Raw genomic sequence first — 20,283 nt, 5'->3', positions numbered from 1 at the left:
GATGCTCCTAAATCAAGTTACATCCGGTGTAGCGGCGGGCGCTTCCAACCTCAAGCGTTCCCGATGCCGCGCAAGCCAGTAAGCGGCGATCACCAGCGGCGCATTGGCAGCTTCAAGCTGGTCCACCATGGTCATCAGCGCATCAAAGCCGATGAGATGGGACCGGATATCCTCGTTTTCCGCCTCAAGCCCGTTCACGCCGGTGCTACCATCGGGCAAATCAGCAAGCCCCAGATAGATATAGAAAAATTCCGTAGAATCCCCCGGGGAGGCATAGACTTCCGCGATTTTTTCAAGCTTGCGCAGGGTCAGCCCCGCTTCTTCCTGCGCCTCGCGGTGCGCGGCGTCTTCGGGGCTTTCGCCCGGATCAACACGGCCCGCGATGGGTTCAAGCTGCCACTGCGCGCGATCCCCCCGCGCCACCGGCCCCATACGCAGCTGCTCTACCAGCATCACCCGATCCCGCACCGGATCATAGGGCAGCACCAAGGCGGCATCGGTCGCGACGAAGACCGCACGCTCCAGCACATCGGTCATCGTGCCGTCGAAACGCTCGTGCGCGAGGTGATATTCGTTCAGCGCGAAATAATTGGTATAGGCGCGGTCAATCCGGTCGATCCGGACCTTGCCGTCCAGCGTCCCTGCCCCGTGTTTCGACCGAAGCGCATTCACCTGCGCCGCTGCCCGCGACCGGATCATCGGGAACATCTGCGCTACGCGGTCGGCAGTATAGACGCCGAAATAATCCATCACCTCGCGCGCGGCAAAGCAGCTGAGCGCACCCCAATCTGCCTGCCACTGCGTCAGCGACCACGGGTCACGTGTTGTCCATTGATCGGGCCGCGCGAAATAGCCCAAAGCCTTTGCGCCGCTTTCCAACGTGATTTCTTGCAGGTCGTAGGCAAAGCTGCCCTCGTAGAAATTCAACCGGTCCAGATCGTTCTGCCCCAGCCCGCGCAGCAACACCCCTTCGGCGGATTGGCCCGGTGCCGGCACGATGCAGGGGAACGGCCCCTCGACCACGGACAAAGCGATGTAATCCGGCAAACGATCCGGCGAGATGTCAAGCCGGTCCGCCGCGCGCCCCATCACGATTTCAAGCAGCGGCACATGCCGCAACGACCCATAGAGGAAAAGATCTGTCATCGGCTTAAGGAAACTTGCTGTCGATAAGGTTTGTGATCACGCCACTGACGGCGCCGCCAATCAACACGACCGCGATGATCGGCACCGTCGCCATGATCAGGAAGTATTCGGCACCGATACCGATCATGCCCACCAGCGCCTCTCCGACACCGCCATAGCGGTGCATCATCGCGTTCTCGATCATCTCGCGGCCTGCCTGGATGAACAGCCCCCAGAACACCAGAACCACGGCACCGGTCAGCCCGATGGTGATCCCTTCGGAAACGCCACCGCCGGCACGTGCCCCCATGACCCGCCATCCGACCGCGAGCCCGAGGGCAATATTGGTTGGAATGAAATACCCGAACTGGGTGGATTCAGGCATTAGGGGCATGATCATGCGCGAAAGGGCAAAGCCCATCAGCGCCAGGCAGAAAGCGGCTGTCAGGCGGGCAGCGGTCGGCATCGGGATTTCCTTAGACTACAAGCAATGCGCCCTCAGGCCGGACGCTTCACGGTAATCTGTGTCACATCGCAATTGCCGCTGTCAAAGGTAGACGCGCAAGAGGTGAGGTAGAAATCCCACATCCGCTTGAAGCGTTCGTCAAAGCCCATGCGCGCGATCTCTTCCCACTTCTCGTTGAAGGTCGTATGCCAGCGGCGCAGCGTGACGTCGTAACTTTTCCCGAATTCGATAGACTTTTCAACGGCTAGTCCGGCATTCTCAACCTGTTGCTTCAACACCGTAGGGCTTGGCAGCATTCCCCCCGGAAAGATATATTTCTGAATGAAATCAACGCCTCGCTTGTACACCTTCCAGCGACGGTCCGGCACGGTGATGATTTGCAACGTCGCTTGACATCCAGGTTTAAGACAAGCGTGCAACGTATTGAAATACGAAGGCCAATACTGTTCCCCAACGGCTTCGAACATCTCGATGCTGGCAATACCATCGTAGGTGCCACGCTCGTCACGGTAATCTTGAAGCTTGAATTGAACAACATCGGCCAAGCCCGCGTTTTCAATACGTTCTTTGGCGTAGTTAAACTGCTCTTTGCTGATCGTGAGGCACGTCACCTTGAGCCCGCGTTCCTTCGCTGCATATTCAGCGAAACCGCCCCAGCCGCAGCCGATTTCCAGCACATGGTCCCCAGCCGAGACCCCCATCTGATCCACCATAGAGGCATATTTCGCGGTCTGCGCCGCCTCTAGCGATTGTTGAAAGCCGTCTTCAAAAAGCGCGCTTGAATAGGTCATCGTGTCATCAAGCCACAATTTGTAGAAATCATTCCCCAAATCATAGTGATAGCTGATGTTCTTACGCGCTTGCTTCTTGCTGTTGCGCTGCAACCAGAAGCGCAGGGATTCAAATTTACGGATCAACCCCATGCCGGGGAATGAATCGTAAATATCCTCATTCGCATGGGCCACGTCCATAAAGGCCTGCAGGTCCGGTGTGCTCCACCATTCGTCAAGGTAGGCATCGCTAAAACCAAGATCACCTTCCCTGATAAGACGCGCGAACAAGTCATTGTTATGGATACGAATTTCCGCAATGGGCAGCGGGTTCTTTCCGGTTGCGCGAAAGCACCGCCCATCTGGCAAAACAAAGTCGACCTGCCCGTTTTGCATTTCCTGCGCCATCGCAAAAACACGCGAGAAATATCGAGGAAGGGCAGTCTGCCCCTCGGTGCTGGTCAAAATCATTCGCTCTCCTGTATGCGCTTGGACGCGTATCTTATTGGTTTATGGGTGTTACGTGGGAGATCCACGTTTCAAAAAGGTTAAAAGTTTCGCCCCTTATAGGCTTCAAGGGCTCGTTCGCGCCCTTCGTCCAGCGCGATGATCTTTTCGGGATAGTCATCATCCGCCGACAAGGGCCAACTGCGCGGGATCGCATCAAAGAACGCAAGCGCGTCTTTGTGCGGATTGGCGCGCCCTTCGGCGATCCAGCGACTGGCGTAGTCTCTATTCTTATCAAATTTATCCAGCTGTGTCTCGGGGTTGAACACGCGGAAATACGGAGACGCATCCGGCCCCGACCCCGCCGCCCATTGCCACCCCATCGCATTGCTCGCGGGGTCCCAGTCGATCAGGCAATGTTCAAACCACTTTTGCCCGATGCGCCAGTGACACATCAAATGTTTCGTCAGATAGCTCGCGACGATCATGCGGCCCCGGTTATGCATGCGGCCGGTGACATAGAGCTCGCGCATGGCCGCATCGACAAAGGGTTCGCCCGTGCGCCCCTGCTTCCAGGCCTTCACCTCGGCGCGGCGTTCATCCTCGTTCCAGGGGAAGGCATCCCATTCCTCGCGCCAGTTACCGGTCAGCATCCGTGGCGTGTGATGCATCAGGTGATAGGCAAACTCGCGCCACACCAGCTCTTTCAGAAAGGTCTCCGCCCCCTGTTTACCGTCATGCAAGGCGCGCTGTGCGGCGTGCCAGCATTGATGCGGGCTGATCTCACCCAGCGACAGGTTTTCCGACAGGTTCGACGTGCCATCGGTGCCGGGAATGTCGCGGGTCTGCTTATAGTCGGCCACCCCATGCGCCATGAAGGCCCCCAGCCGCGACTGCGCGGCTTTTTCACCCAGACAGACAAACCGGCGTACCACATCGGCACCACGGTCCATCGCAGCCCCCAAGCCCCACCCGTCCAGCGCATCACTGTCGGGCCAGCTTTCCGGCGCGGGCAGGTCTGAAGGTGCCGACAGCGGCGGCTCAACATCGCGGGTTTTGACGTTGTTCCAGAACGGCGTGTAGACCTTATAGCAGTCGCCCGCCTTGGTCTCGACCGTCCAGGGTTCGAACATAACGTGCCCCCCAAAGGATTTCGCCTCTATCCCGTCGTTGCACAGGGTCTCTTTGATCTTGCTGTCGCGCTGCACGCTGTCCGGATCATAAAGCCGCGACCAATAGACGGCACCCGCGCCCGTCTCCTTGATCAGAGCCTGTAATACCTCAAGCGCATCGCCTTCACGCAAGATCAGCCTGCTCGACACCCCCTCAAGACTGTCCGCCAGCGCCCCGATCCCCAAACCAAGACGCCATTTCGGTGCCGCGCCAAGGGCGTCGACACTCTTGTCCTTGATAAAGACGGGTATCAGGGGCCGCCCCGCGTTTGCAGCGGCAGATAGCGCCGGATGATCGCTAAGCCGCAGATCGCGGCGATACCAAAGAAGGATGGGGCTTTTATCGGACATGTCACACTTTGCGTTAAGGTGATGCAAAGCTAGTGCTGCCCCCGCAAGGTCAAGGCCGTACCAGTCCCTAAATACGCCAAACGGCGACCCCAAGGGGCCGCCGCCAGACAAATCGTAACCGTCGTGCCGGTGGTTTAGCCGTTCACATCAACCACAACACGGCCCCGCACCTGACCGTTCAGGATGTCTGCCCCCAGCTTGGGCAAATCGCTCAGCGTCGCAGGCACGACCATATCTTCAAGCTTGGACAGCGGCAGGTCTTTCCCGATCCGCTGCCAAGCGCGCAGACGGTTGTCATAGGGTTGCATGACGGAATCGATCCCCAGCAGGTTCACACCGCGCAGCAGGAAGGGGATCACCGTGGCCGGCAACCCTGCCCCACCCGCAAGCCCGACAGCTGCGACCGAACCGCCGTATTTCATCTGCCCCAAGACCCGCGCCAGCATCTCGCCGCCCACGGCATCAATGCAACCGGCCCAGGTTTCGGATTCCAGCGGGCGTTTAACGGTTTCGTTCAACTCTTCCCGCGCGACGATCTGCGTGGCACCCAGCGATTTCAGATAATCCGCCGTATCCGGGCGGCCCGTCACACCGGCGACCTCGTGACCCAATGCAGCAAGGATGGCGACCGCGACCGACCCCACGCCACCGGCGGCACCCGTCACCAGTACAGGCCCGTTGCCCGGCACCAGCCCGTGATCCTCCAGCGCCATGACAGACAGCATCGCGGTAAAGCCCGCCGTGCCCACGGCCATGGCTTGGCGGGTATCCAGCCCCTCGGGCAGCGGCACCAGCCAGTCTGCCTTCACACGCGCCTTTTGCGCATAGCCGCCCCAATGGGCCTCGCCCACACGCCAGCCGGTCAGCACGACCTTGTCACCGGGTTTGTAGCGATCATCGTCCGATGCCTCCACGGTGCCTGCGAAATCGATACCGGGAATATGGGGATACTTGCGCACCAAGCCGCCGCCCGGCCCGATGCACAGCCCGTCTTTGTAGTTCACGGTCGAATATTCGACAGCAACGGTCACATCCCCCTCGGGCAAACGATCAAGGTCGATCTGGGTGACCTCGGCATGGGTCTTGCCGGTTTCCTCGTCCTTATTCACCATCAACGCATCAAACATCATTTCTCCTGTCTCGGACCGCTGTTCAGGGCCCGCTTCATTTTGCCAGTAAACTCCGGGGAGCCCGAGGGGCTGGCCCCTCGGTCCCATGGGTTCAAGCTGCGCGCCAGTGGGGGGGCCCGCCGACTCACATCTTGCAAAATTAATGTCAGACAATTAAAGTTTTTCCAAACCATAAATGTAAGACATATGAATTCCACGCCAGAAACCGCCTCTGATCTGTCCAGCCATATTGCCGCGAACATCCGGGATGCCATCATCAAGGGTGTGCTGATTGTGGACGAACGCCTTCCCTCCGAGGCGGATCTGTCGGCGCAGTTCAACGTCTCGCGCGCGACGGTGCGCGAGGCGCTCAAGCGGTTGGCGGCACAATCACTGATCCGTACGCAACGGGGGGCAACGGGCGGCGCTTTCGTCAATCGCATCAGCTTTGAAGCCGCCCAAGCGCAGCAGATCACCACCTCTACCCTGCTTTTGTCGATGAACGACGTGAGCTTCGAGACCGCCTGCGAGGCCCGCTTCGCGCTAGAGCGCGCCTGCGCGCCCCTGTCGGCGGCACGCAGGCAGGATCATCATTTGGACGCGATGCAAAACGCGCTTGCCGCGCAATCCGCCCCCGATCTGTCGGACGCGGGCTTTTGCGCGGCGGATGTCGCGTTTCACCGCGCGCTGGTCGATGGGGCGTGCAATCCGGTGCTGTCCTATCAACTCGCCGGTGCGGTCGAAGCGATGCAGCCGCTGATGAACATGATCACCTTCACCGCATGGTCCCGCGACGCCATCGTCGCGCGCCATCGTGACATTGCCACCGCGATCGCCACCCGCGACGCCGGCGCCGCCGCCCAAGGGCTGACCCTGCTTGAGGAAGAGACCCAGGCCCTCGCCCGCACCGTCTTTGCCCGCCGCAGCAAACAGATTGACGCGGCCCGATAGCCGCGGGTCACCTTTCGTTTTCAAAGCTTTCCCCTTGCAAAGCAAATCATGCCCCTTATATCTGGGGTGTCCTTCGGGACTATGGGTATAAACGCGCATGTAATAAGCGGTTCGGACCCGGGGGCGGTACCCGGCGACTCCACCAAACATCCGTCATTTGCGGATCATGGGGTCGAAATAGGATCGACGAACGTCTAAAGATGTTGCTTTATCTCGGCTGACTGCCACCGTTATCGGCGTAAAATGTACAATTGCAAATGACAATCGTGCTCCAATGGCGATGGCCGCGTAAGCGACCGGAACTATTGAAACTTAAGTCCTTACGTTTAGCGACCTAAGGCGGGGTTCGCAGGTACCTGGCAACAGAAACCTGCACTTACCTCTCCCCCGTAATTTTCCACTTTCAAGCGCATGATGTGCACTTTCCGCCTGCTTATGGTCAGGCGGGCCTTCGCCTGTGCTGCAATCGAAGGGCAGCTTGCATAAGCACTTCGTCCGCTTCAGAATGAACGGCAGAACACCCAAGCCCCTTGCCCCTGACTTTCAACGCGCACTTCGGGTTTGTTTGACTTGCAGTCAAAAAGTCCATAATTTTTAATAAGATACATTAACCGCCCACAACGCAGAGAAGCCGCTCAATGTCCCAATCGACTGAAATCCTTGTCTCAACTCGGTTCTCGTTTCTAGGGGCGTCAGGATGGCAAAGCGACTTTTCCAAAGATGCGGCGATGCTGTTCGATAAAAACAGGCTGTTGCGGCGGCTATGGCTGTTCAACAATATCGCATTGGCGAGCCTCGCGTCGCAAACGGACGATAACTTTCACCATTTCATCCTCTCCAGCGATCAGATGCCCGATTGGGCAAAATCAGAGCTGACCGATATGTGCGAAGACCGTTTAGGGGCTGGTAAGTTCACGATACAATTCGCGCCGCAGGGCCCGGCGAGGAAGTTTCAGCGCCACGCAATCGGAAAATTTGCAGGGAGCGATCCTGTGGCGCAAGTCGTCCTTGATGATGATGACGGGCTGTCTTCGGATTTCATCGCAACGCTCAGAGCGCATCTAGCGCAAGCCGAGCCGCTCGAAGCAGAGGGCACGCCCCATTTTTACACATTCCCAAAGGGGTACGCATTGGGCCTGCGTGACGACGAGGTTCAGTTATGGGCACATCGCTTCAAGTTCATCAATTTGGGTCTGACGATGGTTGGCAGGAAAGACCATAAAAACATATTCGGCATCGGCCATATGGATGCACCGAAACGGTTCGGCTACACCAGCGACACTCGGAAACTCATGTATATCCGCACGTTGAGCGACGTGAACGACTCGCGTGTCAGCGTCGGTGAAAGATGGACAGAGGTCGAGAATTGGCGCGACGACGAGGACTTTAAATCACGGTTCCCTTGGATGCTGGACGTGCCGTTCAAAGAGTTCAACGAGTTCGATAGTTTGGCGTAATTGCAACCCGCGCCCCCTAACCTGACAATCTGCATCCTTTGAATGCCACCGCGCGTATATGCGGGCCGGGCCATGATCGCTGCCCCACCGCCGCTTGACCTCGGGGGCCGGTACTGCGACCTCTGGCGCGGGGCATCGTGAGAGGCATATGCGAGATATGAGTGTACCGGAATGGGGCCTGCTGGCGCGTGTGTTCGGGCGGATCGGGGTGCTGTCCTTTGGGGGGCCAGCGGCACAGATCGCCCTGATGCACAAAGAGTTGGTCGAGCGTCATCGCTGGCTTTCGGAAGACGGTTTTTTGCGCGCGCTGTCCTTATGCATGTTATTGCCCGGACCAGAGGCGATGCAGCTGGCGACCTATGCCGGATGGCGGCTGCGCGGCACCCTTGGCGGGCTGTTGGCGGGGCTTTTGTTTGTACTCCCCGGGGCTGCGGTCATTCTGGCGCTGGCCTTTGGCTATGCCTATTTCGGCCAGCTTCCCTTGGTTCAAGCCGCGTTCATGGGGATCAAGGCGGCGGTCATTGTCGTGGTCTTTCAAGCCCTGCGCAATCTGGGACGCAAAGCGTTGCACGGGCGCGCCGGATGGGTGCTGGCTGCGCTGGCTTTTGTGGCTTTGTTCGTCTTTGGCCTGCCCTTCCCGCTGATCATTCTGGGTGCGGGCCTTTGGGGCGCTTTCGGTGCCACCGGGCACGGCAGCATGGCCGAGATTGAGGGGCTACATCACCGCCCTGCCCGCCCCTTCGGCGTCATCGGACTTTGGGTCGCGCTATGGGCGTCTCCGCTGCTGTTTGTCTGGGTCATGGGGAATGAATTCCTGCTCAAGATCGGGCTCTTCTTCTCGAAACTCGCGGTGGTGACCTTTGGCGGTGCCTATGCGGTGCTGGCCTATATGGCGCAGACCGTGGTGCAGGATCACGGGTGGATCACCACCGAACAAATGATCGACGCCTTGGGGCTGGCCGAGACGACGCCGGGCCCTCTTATTCTGGTGACGGAGTTTGTTGCCCTGCTGGCGGGTTTTGCGCAATCGGGGCCATGGGGCGCGGTCTCGGCCGGGGCTCTGGCGCTCTGGGTGACGTTTACGCCCTGTTTTCTATGGATATTCCTTGCCGGCCCGTATCTGGAGGCGATCTCGGCGCAGCCGCGGCTGGCGGGGGCCTTGCGCGCGATTACCGCCGCCGTCGTCGGCGTGATTGCCAATCTATCGGTTTGGTTCGCGCTGCATGTGATGTTTGAACGCGTGCTGCCTATGGCGCATCTGGCCGTGCCTCTTCCTGATTGGAGCAGCTTTGATCCCGTGGCCGCTGTGCTGACCGGTGTGGCGGGAGTGTTGATGCTGGGGCTGCGGTTCGGCTTTGTCCTGACGATGACGATAAGCGCTGCATTGGCCCTTTGCTGGAGCCTGTTGCTATAAATTTTTGCGCCCCCTTTTCACTGGTGCGAAATGCCGTATGCTATCGCCATCAACCAAGGCCGGAGAGAAATAATGAGCCGAAGCATTGAGTATGGCAATCTGATGCACGATGCCATGCGCGGGTTAATTCGTCAGGTATTACTTGACGTTGCAGCCAATGGACTGCCCGGCAACCATCACTTCTTTATCACGTTCGACACCTCACATCCGGATGCGGAACTGGCCGATTGGCTGTCTGACCGCTATCCCGGCGAGATGACCGTTGTCATGCAGCATTGGTACGACAAGCTTGAGGTCACCGAGGAAGGATTCTCGGTCACGTTGAACTTTGGCGATGCGCCCGAACCCATGTATATCCCCTATGACGCGATCCGCACCTTTGTGGATCCGTCGGTGGAATTCGGCCTGAAGTTCGAACAGCAAGAACCCGGCCAGCAGGACGAGGACGAAGACCTGCCCCAGCAGGACGAAAGCGAGCTTGAGGTCGAGGAAGAAGCCCCCAAAGCCGCCGAAATCGTATCGCTGGACAGCTTCCGCAAGTAATCGACCGGTCACCGCGCCTTGTCGCCAAGGTTAGCGCCATCGGCTCATTGCACCGCTGCGGCCCGCGGGGTAAACCCTGATCAGACATAAGCCCAAGATCAGGAGCCTTTTCATGGCCGATACCCGTACAGAAACCGACAGCTTTGGCCCATTGGAAGTGCCGTCCGATAAATACTGGGGCGCGCAGACCCAGCGGTCGATCATCAACTTCCCCATCGGGTGGGAAAAACAGCCCGTGCCGATCATCCGCGCCCTTGGCGTCGTGAAAAAAGCCTGTGCGATGGAAAACCTGAACCAGGGCAATCTGGACCAGAAGCTGGCCGATGCAATCACCGCCGCCGCGACCGAGGTGATCGAGGGTAAGTTCGACGACAACTTCCCGCTGGTCGTCTGGCAGACCGGTTCCGGCACCCAGTCGAACATGAACGCGAACGAGGTGATCTCGAACCGCGCGATCGAGATGCTGGGCGGCGAGATGGGCTCGAAAGATCCGGTCCACCCCAACGACCACTGCAACATGGGACAGTCGTCCAACGATACCTTCCCTACCGCGATGCATGTGGCCATCGGCATGCAGGCCCGCGATGTACTGCTGCCCGGCCTGCAAAAACTGCACGACGCCTTGGTCGCGAAGTCCGAAGAGTTCAAGGACATCATCAAGATCGGCCGGACCCATACCCAGGATGCGACACCGCTGACCCTGGGGCAGGAATTCTCGGGCTATGCGCATCAGGTGAAAAAGGGGATCGAACGGGTCAACGCCTGCCTGCCCGATATCTATGAACTGGCCCAAGGCGGTACTGCCGTTGGCACCGGTTTGAACACCAAGAAAGGCTGGGCCGAAGCCGTGGCCGCGCATATGGCCGAGATCACCGGCCTGCCCTTTGTCACCGCGCCCAACAAGTTTGAATCGCTGGCCGCCCATGACGCGATGGTCATGTTCTCGGGCGCGCTGAAAACCGTGGCGGGATCGCTGTTCAAGATCGCCAATGACATGCGCTTGCTGGGGTCCGGCCCGCGTTCGGGTCTGGGCGAGTTGATCCTGCCCGAGAACGAGCCCGGGTCATCGATCATGCCGGGTAAGGTGAACCCGACGCAGGCCGAAGCGCTGACAATGGTCTGTGCGCATGTCATGGGCAATGACACCGCCGTCGGCTTTGCCGGGTCGCAAGGGCATTTCGAGCTTAACGTCTACAACCCGATGATGAGCTATAACGTTCTGCAATCCATGCAGCTTTTGGGCGACAGCGCCGCGGCCTTCACGGACAATATGGTTGTCGGCACGCAGGCCAATGTCGAACGTATAGACAAGCTGATGAAAGAAAGCCTGATGCTGGTCACAGCGCTGGCCCCCACGATTGGCTATGACAACGCGACCAAAGTCGCGAAGACGGCCCACAAGAACGGCACGACGCTCAAGGAAGAAGCAATCGCCTTGGGCTTTGTCGATGCCGAAACATTCGACCGCGTGGTGCGGCCGGAGCAAATGATCGGACCCAAAGAATGAGCGCCCCCATCAACCTCAACAAGGTCAAGAAAGAGCGCAACCGCGCCTCGCGCAAGGCCCGTGCCGATGAAAACGCGGTACAGTTCGGCCAGAGCAAGGACCAGAAAGAGGTTTTGAAAGCCCGTCTGGCGCAAATCTCGCGCAATCTGGAAGCCCATAAGCGCGACACATGAGCGCCCGACCGGTGAAACATTCGGTGACCCTTCGGGGTCACCGTACGTCGATCTCGCTGGAGGATGAATTCTGGCAGGAATTGCGCGACCTTGCGCAAGAGATGGACATGCCGATCAATGCGCTGGTGGCGCAGATCGATGCAGAGCGCGGCGTTGAAGCGGGGCTGGCCTCTGCGATCCGCGTCTATGTCCTGCGTGCATTAAAGGAACGTTTACCTTCGCGGGGGTAAGTTTCCCCCATGGTCAAACAACAGTATTCTCCATTGTCGCCCGAGGGCTGGATGCTCGCGCTATTCAGTTCGAAGGCCGCCCGCAGCGGGTGTGTCGTGCGGCGGAATGTCAGGGATGTCGAAAGATATGTAGGCCGCCACGCATTCGAGCAAGAACTGCTACGCCGCGGTTATCACGCTGTGGAAAATGCGGGCCAGCTCGTGATCTTTTGCAATCAGGAACCGATCCGCATTATTGTTTAGGGGTTTTCTTCCCAAGAAAACCCCCGCGGAATTTAGGAAAATTCCAATTTAGGCGACAGAGGCGTCGTAGATCTTGCTGATGTTCTGCCCCAGTGCCGTGTTGAACTCGGCATCCGACATCTTGACGTTCAGCCCTTCGGTCAGCGCACGCGAGAAGCTGGCGATCATCTTGGGGTTTTGCGTCAAACGCGCGCAGGCGTCTTCGGTGGAATACCCACCCGACAGCGCCACGACCCGCAGCACATTGGGGTGATCCGCAAGGCTGTCATAAAGCCCCGCAACTTCTGGCAGCGTCACCTTGAGCATCACCAGTTCCTCCGCCGACAGCGTGGCCAAGTGCTTCTCGAGCTCGGATTTCAGGATGTCTTCGGCTTCCGCCTTGCTCTCGGAATGGATGTTCACCTCTGGCTCGATGATCGGGACCAGACCGGCAGCGCAGACGGTTTTGGCGACGGCGAATTGCTGCGCCACAACCGACGCGATCCCTTCGGCGTTGGCGGATTGGATGACCGACCGTTCCTTGGTGCCAAAGATTCCGGCGGCTTTCGCGCGTTTCAGCAGATCGTCCAGCTCGGGCATGGGTTTGAGCAGCTGCACGCCGTTTGCTTCGTCTTCCAGACCTTTGTCGATCTTCAGGAAAGGCACGACGCCGCGATCCTCCCAAAGCAGTTGGGCCACAGGTTTGCCGTTAATCGTGTTGTCCATCGTGCGTTCGAACAGGATCGCGCCCAGAACTTTGTCAGAGGTGAAATCATCGGCCAGGATGATCCGCGCGCGCATGTCGTGCATGGCTTGAAACATCTCGGCATCGCCCGAGTAATCAGAGGGTTCAACGCCATAAAGGCTCAGCGCCTTGGGGGTCGATCCGCCCGACTGGTCCAATGCGGCCACAAATCCCTGCCCTGTTTCCATTTGTGTGCGCTGTGCGTCTGTCGTGGTCATGATGATCCTGGCCCTTATTGATTCCGTCGAATGTTCGTTTAACGCATCTATTCCCGCGATGATATATCGTTAGCGCCGGACAAAGCGCAGCAAAATGCCGTCTTTTGAACGAACTGTCAGATGTGCCACGGGAACAGGTGGCTTTTCGCCGACAACCTCTATGCGGTAATCGCGTAAGATACGCGACAGGATCAACGGGCCTTCGACCATGGCAAAGCCCGCCCCCGGACAGACCCGTGCACCGGCGCTGAACGGTAGATAGGCCTCGCGCTGGCATTTCTTGCCGTTCTCGCTGTGCCATCGCGCCGGATCAAATCCGTCGGGGTTGTCCCACAGGCGTTCGTGACGATGCAGATGCCACGGGCTGATCACCACCTGTGCCCCACGCGCGACGGTCCGGTCACGGAACGTCGCGGGGCAGCTAGCTTCGCGCACCATCATAGGAACGGGCGGATACAGCCGCAGCGCCTCGCGGAAGACATCGCGGCTTTGCCTAAGCTTGCCCATGACAGCAAAATCACACTGGTCGATCACCTGCGCCTCTTCGGCCAGACGGTCCTGCCAGTCGGGATGGGTCGCCACCAGATACATCGCCCAGGCCAGCGCCGATGCGCTCGTTTCATGCCCTGCAAGAAAGAAGATCGCGACCTGATCGACCATTTCATCGGTGGTAAAGGTAGAGCCGTCTTCGGGGTCCGGCGTGGTCATGATCTTGGTCGCCAGATCGTCGGGGGCGGTGCCTGCCTTGATCGCCTCCATCCGCTCGGCTGTCAGCGCGGTGATCAGCTGCCGGATCTTGGCGGCGCTGCGTTTGGTGTCGCGGCGGAACAGCCGTGGCAGCCAGCGCGGCAGCGGCACAAAGGTCGCGATGTTCAGGATCGGCTGGCTGCGCTGATAGGTTTTGAATTCGTCAAAGACCTCGCGCGCCATGTGGTGTTCGATAGGAATCGAAAACAACGTACGAAAGATCACATCCGCTGCCGCGTGGCTGGTCTGCGCCTCCACCTCTAGCGGCGCGCCATCATGAGGCGCAAGCCGTGCCGCTGCTGCCTCTGCCGCGTCCCAGATGGCGGGGAAGGTTTCGCGCAAACGGCCCCCTTCAAACGCGGGGTCAATGATGCGCCGCTGCCGTTTCCATATCGCCCCGTTGGTCAGGAATACCGAATTGCCAAGCAGCGGGCGCAATCCTTCGCCGATCCGGTCGGACTTGGGATACTCGTCGGGGCGCGTCTTGAGCACGGTCTGGATCAGATCGGGTTGGTTGATCAGATAACTGCGGAAGAACGGCGTCTTGAACTCTGCCATCCAGGCCCGATACAGCCGTGCGGGCTGCGCCGACAGGATGTCCTGACGAAAGAGCCGCGCATAGCGCCAAAGCGACACTTTCGCGGGGCGGCTCTCGGGTTTGGGGGGCAGCGTCATGGCGCGGTAGAGGTGAATTTATTCACCGGTTTGACAATGCGCGACCGGGATGCAGGCCGTCCGGCATAGCGTTCGGCCAGACTATGCGGGCCGGCGGTGATCTGGAAATAATCATAGTCCTTGGGCGCATCAAAGGCGCAGAGGTATTGGAAATGCAGCCGGAAAAACCGCCAGCGCAGCTCTTTCCAGCGGGCTGGGGTCAGCGATTGAGTGAAGGCCGCGGAAAACACCAGCGGCCAGCGTTTATCCTCGGGGGCAACGCCCGACACCGCTACCGGATCGCAAAGTGCAAAGGCACAGCCGTCGCCGGGGGCAGTCACATCGACCCATGTCAGATCATCGCATTGCGACAGAAAGCGCAAATCGGCGCGCAGACGGTGGGCATCGCGCAGGAAGGACACCATCGGCACCACCTGCCCTAAGGTCATAAAGGCCAGCGCAGGCCCGTCAGCAGGGACACGGCCCGCCCGGATCAGATCGGCAAGGATTGACACCCCCAGATGCGCGCCGGAGGAATGGCCCACGACCAGCACCTCGTCCACATCAGACCTCAGCGCCTGCGCGATGGCATCCCCGAATTCGGTCATGCGCGTTTCAAGCGCGGGCGGGTTCGCCCCTCGCGTCGCGGCCCCGAAAGCGTAATCATGCATCAGGTAATAGGCGAAAAGCTTGCCATCGTGTTTCTTGAACCAGCGCAGCACCTGCCAGCCCAGCCCCACGCCAGCGGCGGCGACGATCCCCTTGAACCACGCAGGCCCGCCAAAGAAGGTCAGCCCCGCGTAAAGCAGCTTGCCCGCGAGGGCCGCGATCAGCAATTGCAGCAGCAACATCCCCACCGGATAAAGCGCCGCAATCACTGGCCCCTTGCGCAGCTTCATCAACCGCCAAAGCGCACCCGACGCGATATAGACCCAAGCCGTCTGCACCAACTGCCCATAGGTCGCTAGGATCGAATTGCTCATGGAGATGCGCACGATGTCGGACCAGACGAGCACGTCGACCTGAGCCTCAACATCAACGCCATCGATATGCGCGGCGACGTTCCAGCCGTAGTTCCCGCCGCCCTTCTTGGGCGACAGCGCGATCTGATAGTCCGAGATCTGCGCCTGCGCGCTGCCTTCCTTGCGGTAAAGCTCGCGGTAGCGGCGCGGATGAATGGGGTCATAGCCCGGGATATAGAAAACCCGTCGCGTCCTGACTGTCTGCTCTATGTTCTCGGCCATCGTTCACCCTGTATTTCGCCGCAGCTTAAACAGGTTTTCCGGCAAGAGTAAGGCGCCTAACCCAAGGATCCCAATGCAGGAAATGTTTCCAGCAACCAGAAAGAGAAGGTCGTAAACGCCCCCGTCAGCAGCGCCAGACCGACGATCACCAGCAAGATCCCCATGCCGCGTTCGATCAGCTTCATATAGGGCTTGATCCGGTTCATGACGTGGGTGGCGCGGGTGATGAACATCGCCGCCAGCAAGAAAGGGATACCCAAGCCCGCCGCATAGACCCCCAACAAAAGCGTGCCGCGCGTGACCGAGGCTTCGGACGCCGCGAGCGACAGGATCGCACCAAGCTGCGGCCCGATGCAGGGTGTCCAGCCGAAGGCGAAGGCCAGCCCAAGGATATAGGCCCCAAAGGACGTGCCGCCCTTGTCGCCCGCATCCAGACGCGCTTCTTGATCGAGAAAGGGAATGCGGAAGACGCCCAGAAAATGCAGACCAAAGATGATCACCACAATGCCCGACAGCCGCGCGAAGAGCACCTGATTTTGCAGGAAGAACGCCCCGAAGACCGAGGCCGTGAACCCCAGAATCAGGAACACCGTACTCAGCCCCATAACAAAGAACAGGGCCGCGATGACAGCCTTGCGGCGCGCGGCGGCGACCGATGACATGTCGTTCAGGGTTACCCCGCTCATATAGGCGAGGTACGGGGGGACGATGGGCAGGACGCAGGGGCTCAGGAAGCTGATGATCCCGGCGGTCAGCGCGATGAGTATGGCGGGCAGTAGTCCCGCGTCGATCAGGTCAAATCCAAACATGACATCAGCCATAATCTGCTTTGTCCGGCGCGTCACCTGCTGTTGCGCGTGATCCCCGTCACAAGGTTGTGGACGCGTTGAAACATGTGGCTTATCTGAGGATCATGACAGATAAAAACTTTCTCGACGCGACGGGGCTTTTGTGCCCCCTGCCCGTGCTCAAAGCCCGTAAACGCCTGCAATCATTGACCTCTGGCGATCTTTTGACCGTGCATGCGGATGATCCCGCCGCGATCATCGACATCCCACATTTCTGTGCCGAGGCCGGGCACAGCCTTGAAAGCGCCGCGATGGACGAAACGCCGCAGGCCTATGTGATCCGCAAAAAGTAACGGTCCCGCCGCCCCACGTGCCGCGGATACCGCAGATAAAAAAGGCAGACGCGAAGGTCTGCCTTTTTTCGTTTCCATATGTCGGCGCAGGGGCGCTGCTTAGCCGCCCAAGGACCACCAGCCGCGCCGCTTGGGCTTGGCGGGTTTTTCGGGCTCCGCCTGCGGGGTCGCCTCGGGCTGTGGGACTTCGGTGACCGGTGGCTCCGGCTGGAATTCCTGCGCGGGCGGCATTTCCGTCGGGGTGCTATCGGGCACCTCGGTTGGGGCCGGCGTTTGCTCCACCTCGGCGGGCTGGGACGGCTGCGCGGGCGTGGGTTCCGGCGTCGGGATCGGCGTCGGCTCCTTTGCGGGCTCGGGCGTCGGCGCGTCTGGTGTCACCTCTGGCTCGGGCTTGGGCTCGGGGGTTGGCTGCTCTTTTGGCGCAGGTGTTTCCTCGGGCTTGGGTGCCTCTTGCGAGCCCTCTTCGGTAGCCTCAACCGGAGCGGCCTTGGGCTTGCGCGTGCGAGTCCGCTTGGGTTTTGGCTTGGGCGCGTTTTCGGCGGCGTCCGCGTCGGCAGGAGCCGCGTCGGCAGGTTTCGCGTCTTCGGCGGCGTCCGCGTCTACGGCCGCTTCTGCCGCGGCATCAGCCTTGGGTTTGCGGGTCCGGCTACGGGTGCGCTTGGGTTTGTCCTGCGGTTTCGCGTCATCAGAAGCGGCGTCTGCAGTCGCATCCGTTTTCGCGTCATCTTTGGCACCAGCAGTTTCCGCCTCGGTTTGCGCGGGCGCGTCGCTATCGCCGTTGTCACCGTTGGTGTTGCTATCGCCGTTGTTTTCACCGTTGGCAGCATCATCCCCGTTGGATTTGCCACCCCGACGCCGCCGGCGACGACGACGGCGCTTGGGTTTCCCTTCGCCATCATTGTCATCGTCAGAGCCATTGTGCTGGTTCTGCCCGCCATTGCCGTTGCCGGTAGGTTCATTGTCAGCATTGTCCGCATCTGCTTCCGCATCGACATCCAGATCGTCGACCTCGTCCATGATGGAGGTATCAACCGACACCACATGTTCGATCGGCGTGACAACGCGTGTCGCGGTCTTGAACTTTTCAAGCGAGAAATCGGGGCTGACCAAAGCGGGGTCGCCTTCGATGCGCACGGCCATGCCATAGCGGCCTTCGATGTGAGCAATATGTTCGCGCTTCTGGTTCATCAGGAAGTTGGCGATGCCCACGGGCGCGGTGATCAATACCTCGCGCGACCGTTTGCGGGTGCCCTCTTCCTCGATCTGGCGCAGGATCGACAGCGCAAGGTTGTCGTCCGACCGGATCAGGCCGGTGCCGTGGCAGGCGTGGCACGGCTGGGTCGTCGCCTCGATCATGCCGGGACGCAAACGCTGGCGCGACATTTCCATCAGGCCAAAGCCGGAAATACGGCCCACCTGAATACGCGCACGGTCGGTTTTCAGCTTTTCCTTCATCAGCTTTTCAACGGCGGCGTTATTGCGACGCTCGTCCATGTCGATAAAGTCGATGACGATCAGACCGGCCAGATCGCGCAGACGCAGCTGACGGGCGACTTCGGCGGCGGCTTCAAGATTGGTCTTGGTCGCGGTCTGTTCGATGGAGCCTTCCTTGGTGGCCCGGCCCGAGTTCACGTCGATCGCGACAAGCGCTTCGGTCACACCGATCACGATATACCCGCCCGAAGGCAGCTGTACCGTGGGGTTGAACATGCCCGACAGGTAGCTTTCGACCTGATAGCGCGCGAACAAAGGCAGCGTTTCGCTATAGAGCTTCACGTTCTTGGCGTGGGACGGCATGATCATCTTCATGAAGTCCTTGGCGATGCGGTAACCGCGTTCACCTTCGACAAACACCTCGTCAATCTCGCGGTTATAAAGGTCGCGGATCGAGCGTTTGATCAGGTCGCCTTCTTCGTAGATCTTGGCAGGCGCGATGGATTTCAGCGTCAGCTCGCGGATCTGTTCCCACAGGCGTTGCAGGTATTCGTAGTCGCGCTTGATCTCGGCCTTGGTGCGTTGTGCACCGGCGGTGCGCACGATCAGACCGGCACCTTTTGGCACCTGAATTTCGTTTGCGATCTCTTTCAGCTTCTTGCGGTCCGCGGCGTTGGTGATCTTGCGGCTGATGCCGCCCCCACGCGCGGTGTTGGGCATGAGCACACAATAGCGGCCGGCCAGCGACAGATAGGTTGTCAGCGCGGCACCTTTGTTGCCACGTTCCTCTTTAACGACCTGCACCAGCAGGATCTGACGCACCTTGACGACTTCCTGGATTTTATAGCGCTTGGGCCGTGGCTTGCGCGCGGTGCGCAGATCGTCGTGGTCATCATCATCCGCCACGGATTCGATGCTGTCATCCTTGGAGGACGCATCTTTAGCCTTGGGGCTATCGTCGCTCTCATCCGCGTCGTCGCTCTCGTCCTGATCATCGGCATCAGGTTTTGCAGCGTCTTTCGCTTCTGCTTTGCCGGCCTTGGGCGTGTCACCCTCTGCCTTGCTGTCATCACCGTCTGGCTCTTCGACAGGCGTCTCGGCAACCCGCTCCATCGGAGAGGAGCCTTCTTCATCGTCCAGATCGACGGTCTGCATGCCGTTGATCTGGTCGCTGTCGGTGGCATCGGCGTCTTTGCTGACCGTCGCGTCATCGGACACGGTGTCTTCGGCCTTGGACTTGCTGCGGCTGCGCGAGCGCGTCCGGCGTTTGGGCTTTTCGTCTTCGTCTTCCTTGGCGGCCTGCGCTTCGGCATAGGCACGCTCTTCCTCCATCAACGCCAGACGGTCAGCGACGGGGATCTGGTAGTAATCGGGGTGAATTTCCGAAAAGGCGAGGAAACCATGGCGGTTGCCGCCATAATCCACAAACGCGGCCTGCAACGAAGGTTCGACCCGCGTGACTTTCGCGAGGTAGATATTGCCAGCTAGCTGGCGTTTATTCTCCGATTCAAAGTCAAATTCTTCGACCTTGTTTCCGTCAACCACAACAACGCGAGTTTCCTCAGCGTGGGTGGCATCGATAAGCATTTTCTTAGGCATAAATCCATTTTGCACAGCTGCGCAAACAGCAGCCCCGGTGGGGCGCTGCGAGGCAGGGTATGTCTTGTCAGGGCGATGGGTGACGCGGCTAAAACAGGGCCCAAAAGGCCGCCTGTCTGTCTGCTCTTGGCGTCTGCACGCGTCATCGCGGTTCTTCTCCGACATGGGTGGTGCGTACCGCGCCCCCATATCCATTAATTTACTGCGGTTGTCCGGCCAAAGGCACGGCGCAATCTTCAGCGGTTCTTGAGCCTTTTTTAAGGGCCTAATCGGTCTGCCTGGTCACCACATGCCGGGGAACCGAGGCATCGAAACTGTCTGGGGTCTGGTTTGCCATCCAAAGAGGCAAACAGCCCTACCTACAATTAACGGCAGAAGGCACCAAATGACAATGGGAAATCGCGTTTAGCGGCTTTACAGATACGGGGGCCGATAGCGGTATCACGCCCCCCGCCGCCTTGCTTGACAAGCGTCGGTGCTATGGGAAAAGCTTTGCCAGCGGGTTTATGCCCGTGCCGCAGCCCTGTGACGGGATGCACAAAAATAAGACAGATAAGGATGATA

General features: G+C 59.5%; 19 protein-coding genes and 1 other RNA gene. 10 read left to right on the top strand and 10 right to left on the bottom strand.

Features of this window, described 5'->3' with window-relative positions:
- Positions 1–12 precede the first annotated feature (12 nt).
- The 5 genes from B4F27_RS12550 to acuI form a co-directional block, all read right to left on the bottom strand.
- Entirely contained in the window at positions 13–1,146 is a 1,134-nt protein-coding gene (locus B4F27_RS12550) for an NUDIX domain-containing protein (RefSeq protein ID WP_286759838.1), read from the bottom strand.
- A 4-nt stretch (positions 1,147–1,150) separates the two neighbouring features.
- On the bottom strand, positions 1,151–1,591 hold the full coding sequence (locus tag B4F27_RS12545) for a TrgA family protein (protein ID WP_005853664.1): 441 nt from the start codon (positions 1,589–1,591) through the stop codon (positions 1,151–1,153).
- A 32-nt stretch (positions 1,592–1,623) separates the two neighbouring features.
- Positions 1,624–2,832 carry an SAM-dependent methyltransferase gene (locus tag B4F27_RS12540; RefSeq protein WP_037964449.1) on the bottom strand — a complete coding sequence of 403 codons (1,209 nt, stop codon included), beginning with the start codon at positions 2,830–2,832 and terminating at the stop codon, positions 1,624–1,626.
- Between the two features lie 77 nt (positions 2,833–2,909).
- Entirely contained in the window at positions 2,910–4,331 is a 1,422-nt protein-coding gene (locus B4F27_RS12535) for a cryptochrome/photolyase family protein (protein WP_286759837.1), read from the bottom strand.
- 134 nt (positions 4,332–4,465) lie between these two features.
- Complete coding sequence (gene acuI, locus B4F27_RS12530; protein ID WP_286759836.1) at positions 4,466–5,458, bottom strand: acryloyl-CoA reductase; 993 nt, start codon at positions 5,456–5,458, stop codon at positions 4,466–4,468.
- Between the two features lie 189 nt (positions 5,459–5,647).
- Between acuI and B4F27_RS12525 the strand changes: the two genes are divergently transcribed.
- From B4F27_RS12525 to B4F27_RS12485, 9 genes are all read left to right on the top strand, one after another.
- Positions 5,648–6,391, top strand: coding sequence for a FadR/GntR family transcriptional regulator (locus B4F27_RS12525; RefSeq protein ID WP_286759835.1), 744 nt, complete (start codon positions 5,648–5,650; stop codon positions 6,389–6,391).
- A 30-nt stretch (positions 6,392–6,421) separates the two neighbouring features.
- Positions 6,422–6,768, top strand: a transfer-messenger RNA (tmRNA) gene (ssrA, locus tag B4F27_RS12520).
- A gap of 261 nt (positions 6,769–7,029) precedes the next feature.
- Positions 7,030–7,848, top strand: a complete 819-nt coding sequence (locus B4F27_RS12515) for a glycosyltransferase (RefSeq protein ID WP_286759834.1) — start codon at positions 7,030–7,032, stop codon at positions 7,846–7,848.
- Positions 7,849–8,005: 157 nt separating this feature from the next.
- Positions 8,006–9,262 carry a chromate efflux transporter gene (gene chrA / locus B4F27_RS12510; RefSeq protein WP_286759833.1) on the top strand — a complete coding sequence of 419 codons (1,257 nt, stop codon included), beginning with the start codon at positions 8,006–8,008 and terminating at the stop codon, positions 9,260–9,262.
- 72 nt (positions 9,263–9,334) lie between these two features.
- A complete protein-coding gene (locus B4F27_RS12505) occupies positions 9,335–9,805 on the top strand; it encodes an SspB family protein (RefSeq protein ID WP_005853671.1) in 471 nt (156 codons plus the stop codon).
- A 112-nt stretch (positions 9,806–9,917) separates the two neighbouring features.
- Positions 9,918–11,312, top strand: coding sequence for a class II fumarate hydratase (gene fumC / locus B4F27_RS12500; RefSeq protein WP_286759832.1), 1,395 nt, complete (start codon positions 9,918–9,920; stop codon positions 11,310–11,312).
- A complete protein-coding gene (locus B4F27_RS12495; protein WP_005853675.1) occupies positions 11,309–11,485 on the top strand; it encodes a DUF4169 family protein in 177 nt (58 codons plus the stop codon). Before fumC ends, B4F27_RS12495 begins: the two co-directional genes overlap by 4 nt.
- Positions 11,482–11,715, top strand: coding sequence for a ribbon-helix-helix domain-containing protein (locus B4F27_RS12490; RefSeq protein ID WP_064216470.1), 234 nt, complete (start codon positions 11,482–11,484; stop codon positions 11,713–11,715). The genes B4F27_RS12495 and B4F27_RS12490 overlap by 4 nt, the downstream gene beginning before the upstream one ends.
- A 9-nt stretch (positions 11,716–11,724) precedes the next feature.
- Entirely contained in the window at positions 11,725–11,958 is a 234-nt protein-coding gene (locus B4F27_RS12485) for a hypothetical protein (RefSeq protein ID WP_009824689.1), read from the top strand.
- 48 nt (positions 11,959–12,006) lie between these two features.
- On the opposite strand, the gene B4F27_RS12480 is transcribed toward B4F27_RS12485, so the two are convergent.
- From B4F27_RS12480 to B4F27_RS12465, 4 genes are all read right to left on the bottom strand, one after another.
- Positions 12,007–12,900, bottom strand: coding sequence for a fructose bisphosphate aldolase (locus B4F27_RS12480; protein WP_074634870.1), 894 nt, complete (start codon positions 12,898–12,900; stop codon positions 12,007–12,009).
- A 69-nt stretch (positions 12,901–12,969) separates the two neighbouring features.
- The gene (locus B4F27_RS12475; RefSeq protein ID WP_286759831.1) at positions 12,970–14,322 is read right to left on the bottom strand and encodes a cytochrome P450; all 1,353 of its coding nucleotides are present in this window, start codon (positions 14,320–14,322) and stop codon (positions 12,970–12,972) included.
- Complete coding sequence (locus B4F27_RS12470; protein WP_286759830.1) at positions 14,319–15,545, bottom strand: hypothetical protein; 1,227 nt, start codon at positions 15,543–15,545, stop codon at positions 14,319–14,321. Before B4F27_RS12470 ends, B4F27_RS12475 begins: the two co-directional genes overlap by 4 nt.
- Before the next feature lie 56 nt (positions 15,546–15,601).
- Entirely contained in the window at positions 15,602–16,354 is a 753-nt protein-coding gene (locus B4F27_RS12465; RefSeq protein ID WP_286759845.1) for a cytochrome c biogenesis CcdA family protein, read from the bottom strand.
- Between the two features lie 104 nt (positions 16,355–16,458).
- On the opposite strand from B4F27_RS12465, the gene B4F27_RS12460 reads away from it, so the two are divergent.
- On the top strand, positions 16,459–16,686 hold the full coding sequence (locus B4F27_RS12460) for a sulfurtransferase TusA family protein (RefSeq protein WP_286759829.1): 228 nt from the start codon (positions 16,459–16,461) through the stop codon (positions 16,684–16,686).
- A 99-nt stretch (positions 16,687–16,785) separates the two neighbouring features.
- Here the strand turns inward: B4F27_RS12460 and B4F27_RS12455 are convergent, their stop codons facing one another.
- Entirely contained in the window at positions 16,786–19,719 is a 2,934-nt protein-coding gene (locus B4F27_RS12455) for an Rne/Rng family ribonuclease (protein ID WP_286759828.1), read from the bottom strand.
- Between the last annotated feature and the right edge of the window lie 564 nt (positions 19,720–20,283).

Origin of the sequence: Sulfitobacter sp. UBA1132 (genome assembly GCF_002311545.1) — a bacterium.
In the GTDB taxonomy this organism is placed as follows: Bacteria; Pseudomonadota; Alphaproteobacteria; order Rhodobacterales; family Rhodobacteraceae; genus Sulfitobacter; species Sulfitobacter pontiacus.
This window is presented reverse-complemented; position numbering and strand designations above follow the sequence as displayed.

Excerpts from the sequence above, each read along its gene's own strand:
- B4F27_RS12550 (WP_286759838.1), bottom strand. The coding sequence starts at position 1,146 with ATGACAGATCTTTTCCTCTATGGGTCGTTGCGGCATGTGCCGCTGCTT.
- B4F27_RS12545 (WP_005853664.1), bottom strand. The coding sequence starts at position 1,591 with ATGCCGACCGCTGCCCGCCTGACAGCCGCTTTCTGCCTGGCGCTGATG.
- B4F27_RS12540 (WP_037964449.1), bottom strand. The coding sequence starts at position 2,832 with ATGATTTTGACCAGCACCGAGGGGCAGACTGCCCTTCCTCGATATTTC.
- B4F27_RS12535 (WP_286759837.1), bottom strand. The coding sequence starts at position 4,331 with ATGTCCGATAAAAGCCCCATCCTTCTTTGGTATCGCCGCGATCTGCGG.
- acuI (WP_286759836.1), bottom strand. The coding sequence starts at position 5,458 with ATGTTTGATGCGTTGATGGTGAATAAGGACGAGGAAACCGGCAAGACC.
- B4F27_RS12525 (WP_286759835.1), top strand. The coding sequence starts at position 5,648 with ATGAATTCCACGCCAGAAACCGCCTCTGATCTGTCCAGCCATATTGCC.
- B4F27_RS12515 (WP_286759834.1), top strand. The coding sequence starts at position 7,030 with ATGTCCCAATCGACTGAAATCCTTGTCTCAACTCGGTTCTCGTTTCTA.
- chrA (WP_286759833.1), top strand. The coding sequence starts at position 8,006 with ATGAGTGTACCGGAATGGGGCCTGCTGGCGCGTGTGTTCGGGCGGATC.
- B4F27_RS12505 (WP_005853671.1), top strand. The coding sequence starts at position 9,335 with ATGAGCCGAAGCATTGAGTATGGCAATCTGATGCACGATGCCATGCGC.
- fumC (WP_286759832.1), top strand. The coding sequence starts at position 9,918 with ATGGCCGATACCCGTACAGAAACCGACAGCTTTGGCCCATTGGAAGTG.
- B4F27_RS12495 (WP_005853675.1), top strand. The coding sequence starts at position 11,309 with ATGAGCGCCCCCATCAACCTCAACAAGGTCAAGAAAGAGCGCAACCGC.
- B4F27_RS12490 (WP_064216470.1), top strand. The coding sequence starts at position 11,482 with ATGAGCGCCCGACCGGTGAAACATTCGGTGACCCTTCGGGGTCACCGT.
- B4F27_RS12485 (WP_009824689.1), top strand. The coding sequence starts at position 11,725 with ATGGTCAAACAACAGTATTCTCCATTGTCGCCCGAGGGCTGGATGCTC.
- B4F27_RS12480 (WP_074634870.1), bottom strand. The coding sequence starts at position 12,900 with ATGACCACGACAGACGCACAGCGCACACAAATGGAAACAGGGCAGGGA.
- B4F27_RS12475 (WP_286759831.1), bottom strand. The coding sequence starts at position 14,322 with ATGACGCTGCCCCCCAAACCCGAGAGCCGCCCCGCGAAAGTGTCGCTT.
- B4F27_RS12470 (WP_286759830.1), bottom strand. The coding sequence starts at position 15,545 with ATGGCCGAGAACATAGAGCAGACAGTCAGGACGCGACGGGTTTTCTAT.
- B4F27_RS12465 (WP_286759845.1), bottom strand. The coding sequence starts at position 16,354 with ATGTTTGGATTTGACCTGATCGACGCGGGACTACTGCCCGCCATACTC.
- B4F27_RS12460 (WP_286759829.1), top strand. The coding sequence starts at position 16,459 with ATGACAGATAAAAACTTTCTCGACGCGACGGGGCTTTTGTGCCCCCTG.
- B4F27_RS12455 (WP_286759828.1), bottom strand. The coding sequence starts at position 19,719 with ATGCCTAAGAAAATGCTTATCGATGCCACCCACGCTGAGGAAACTCGC.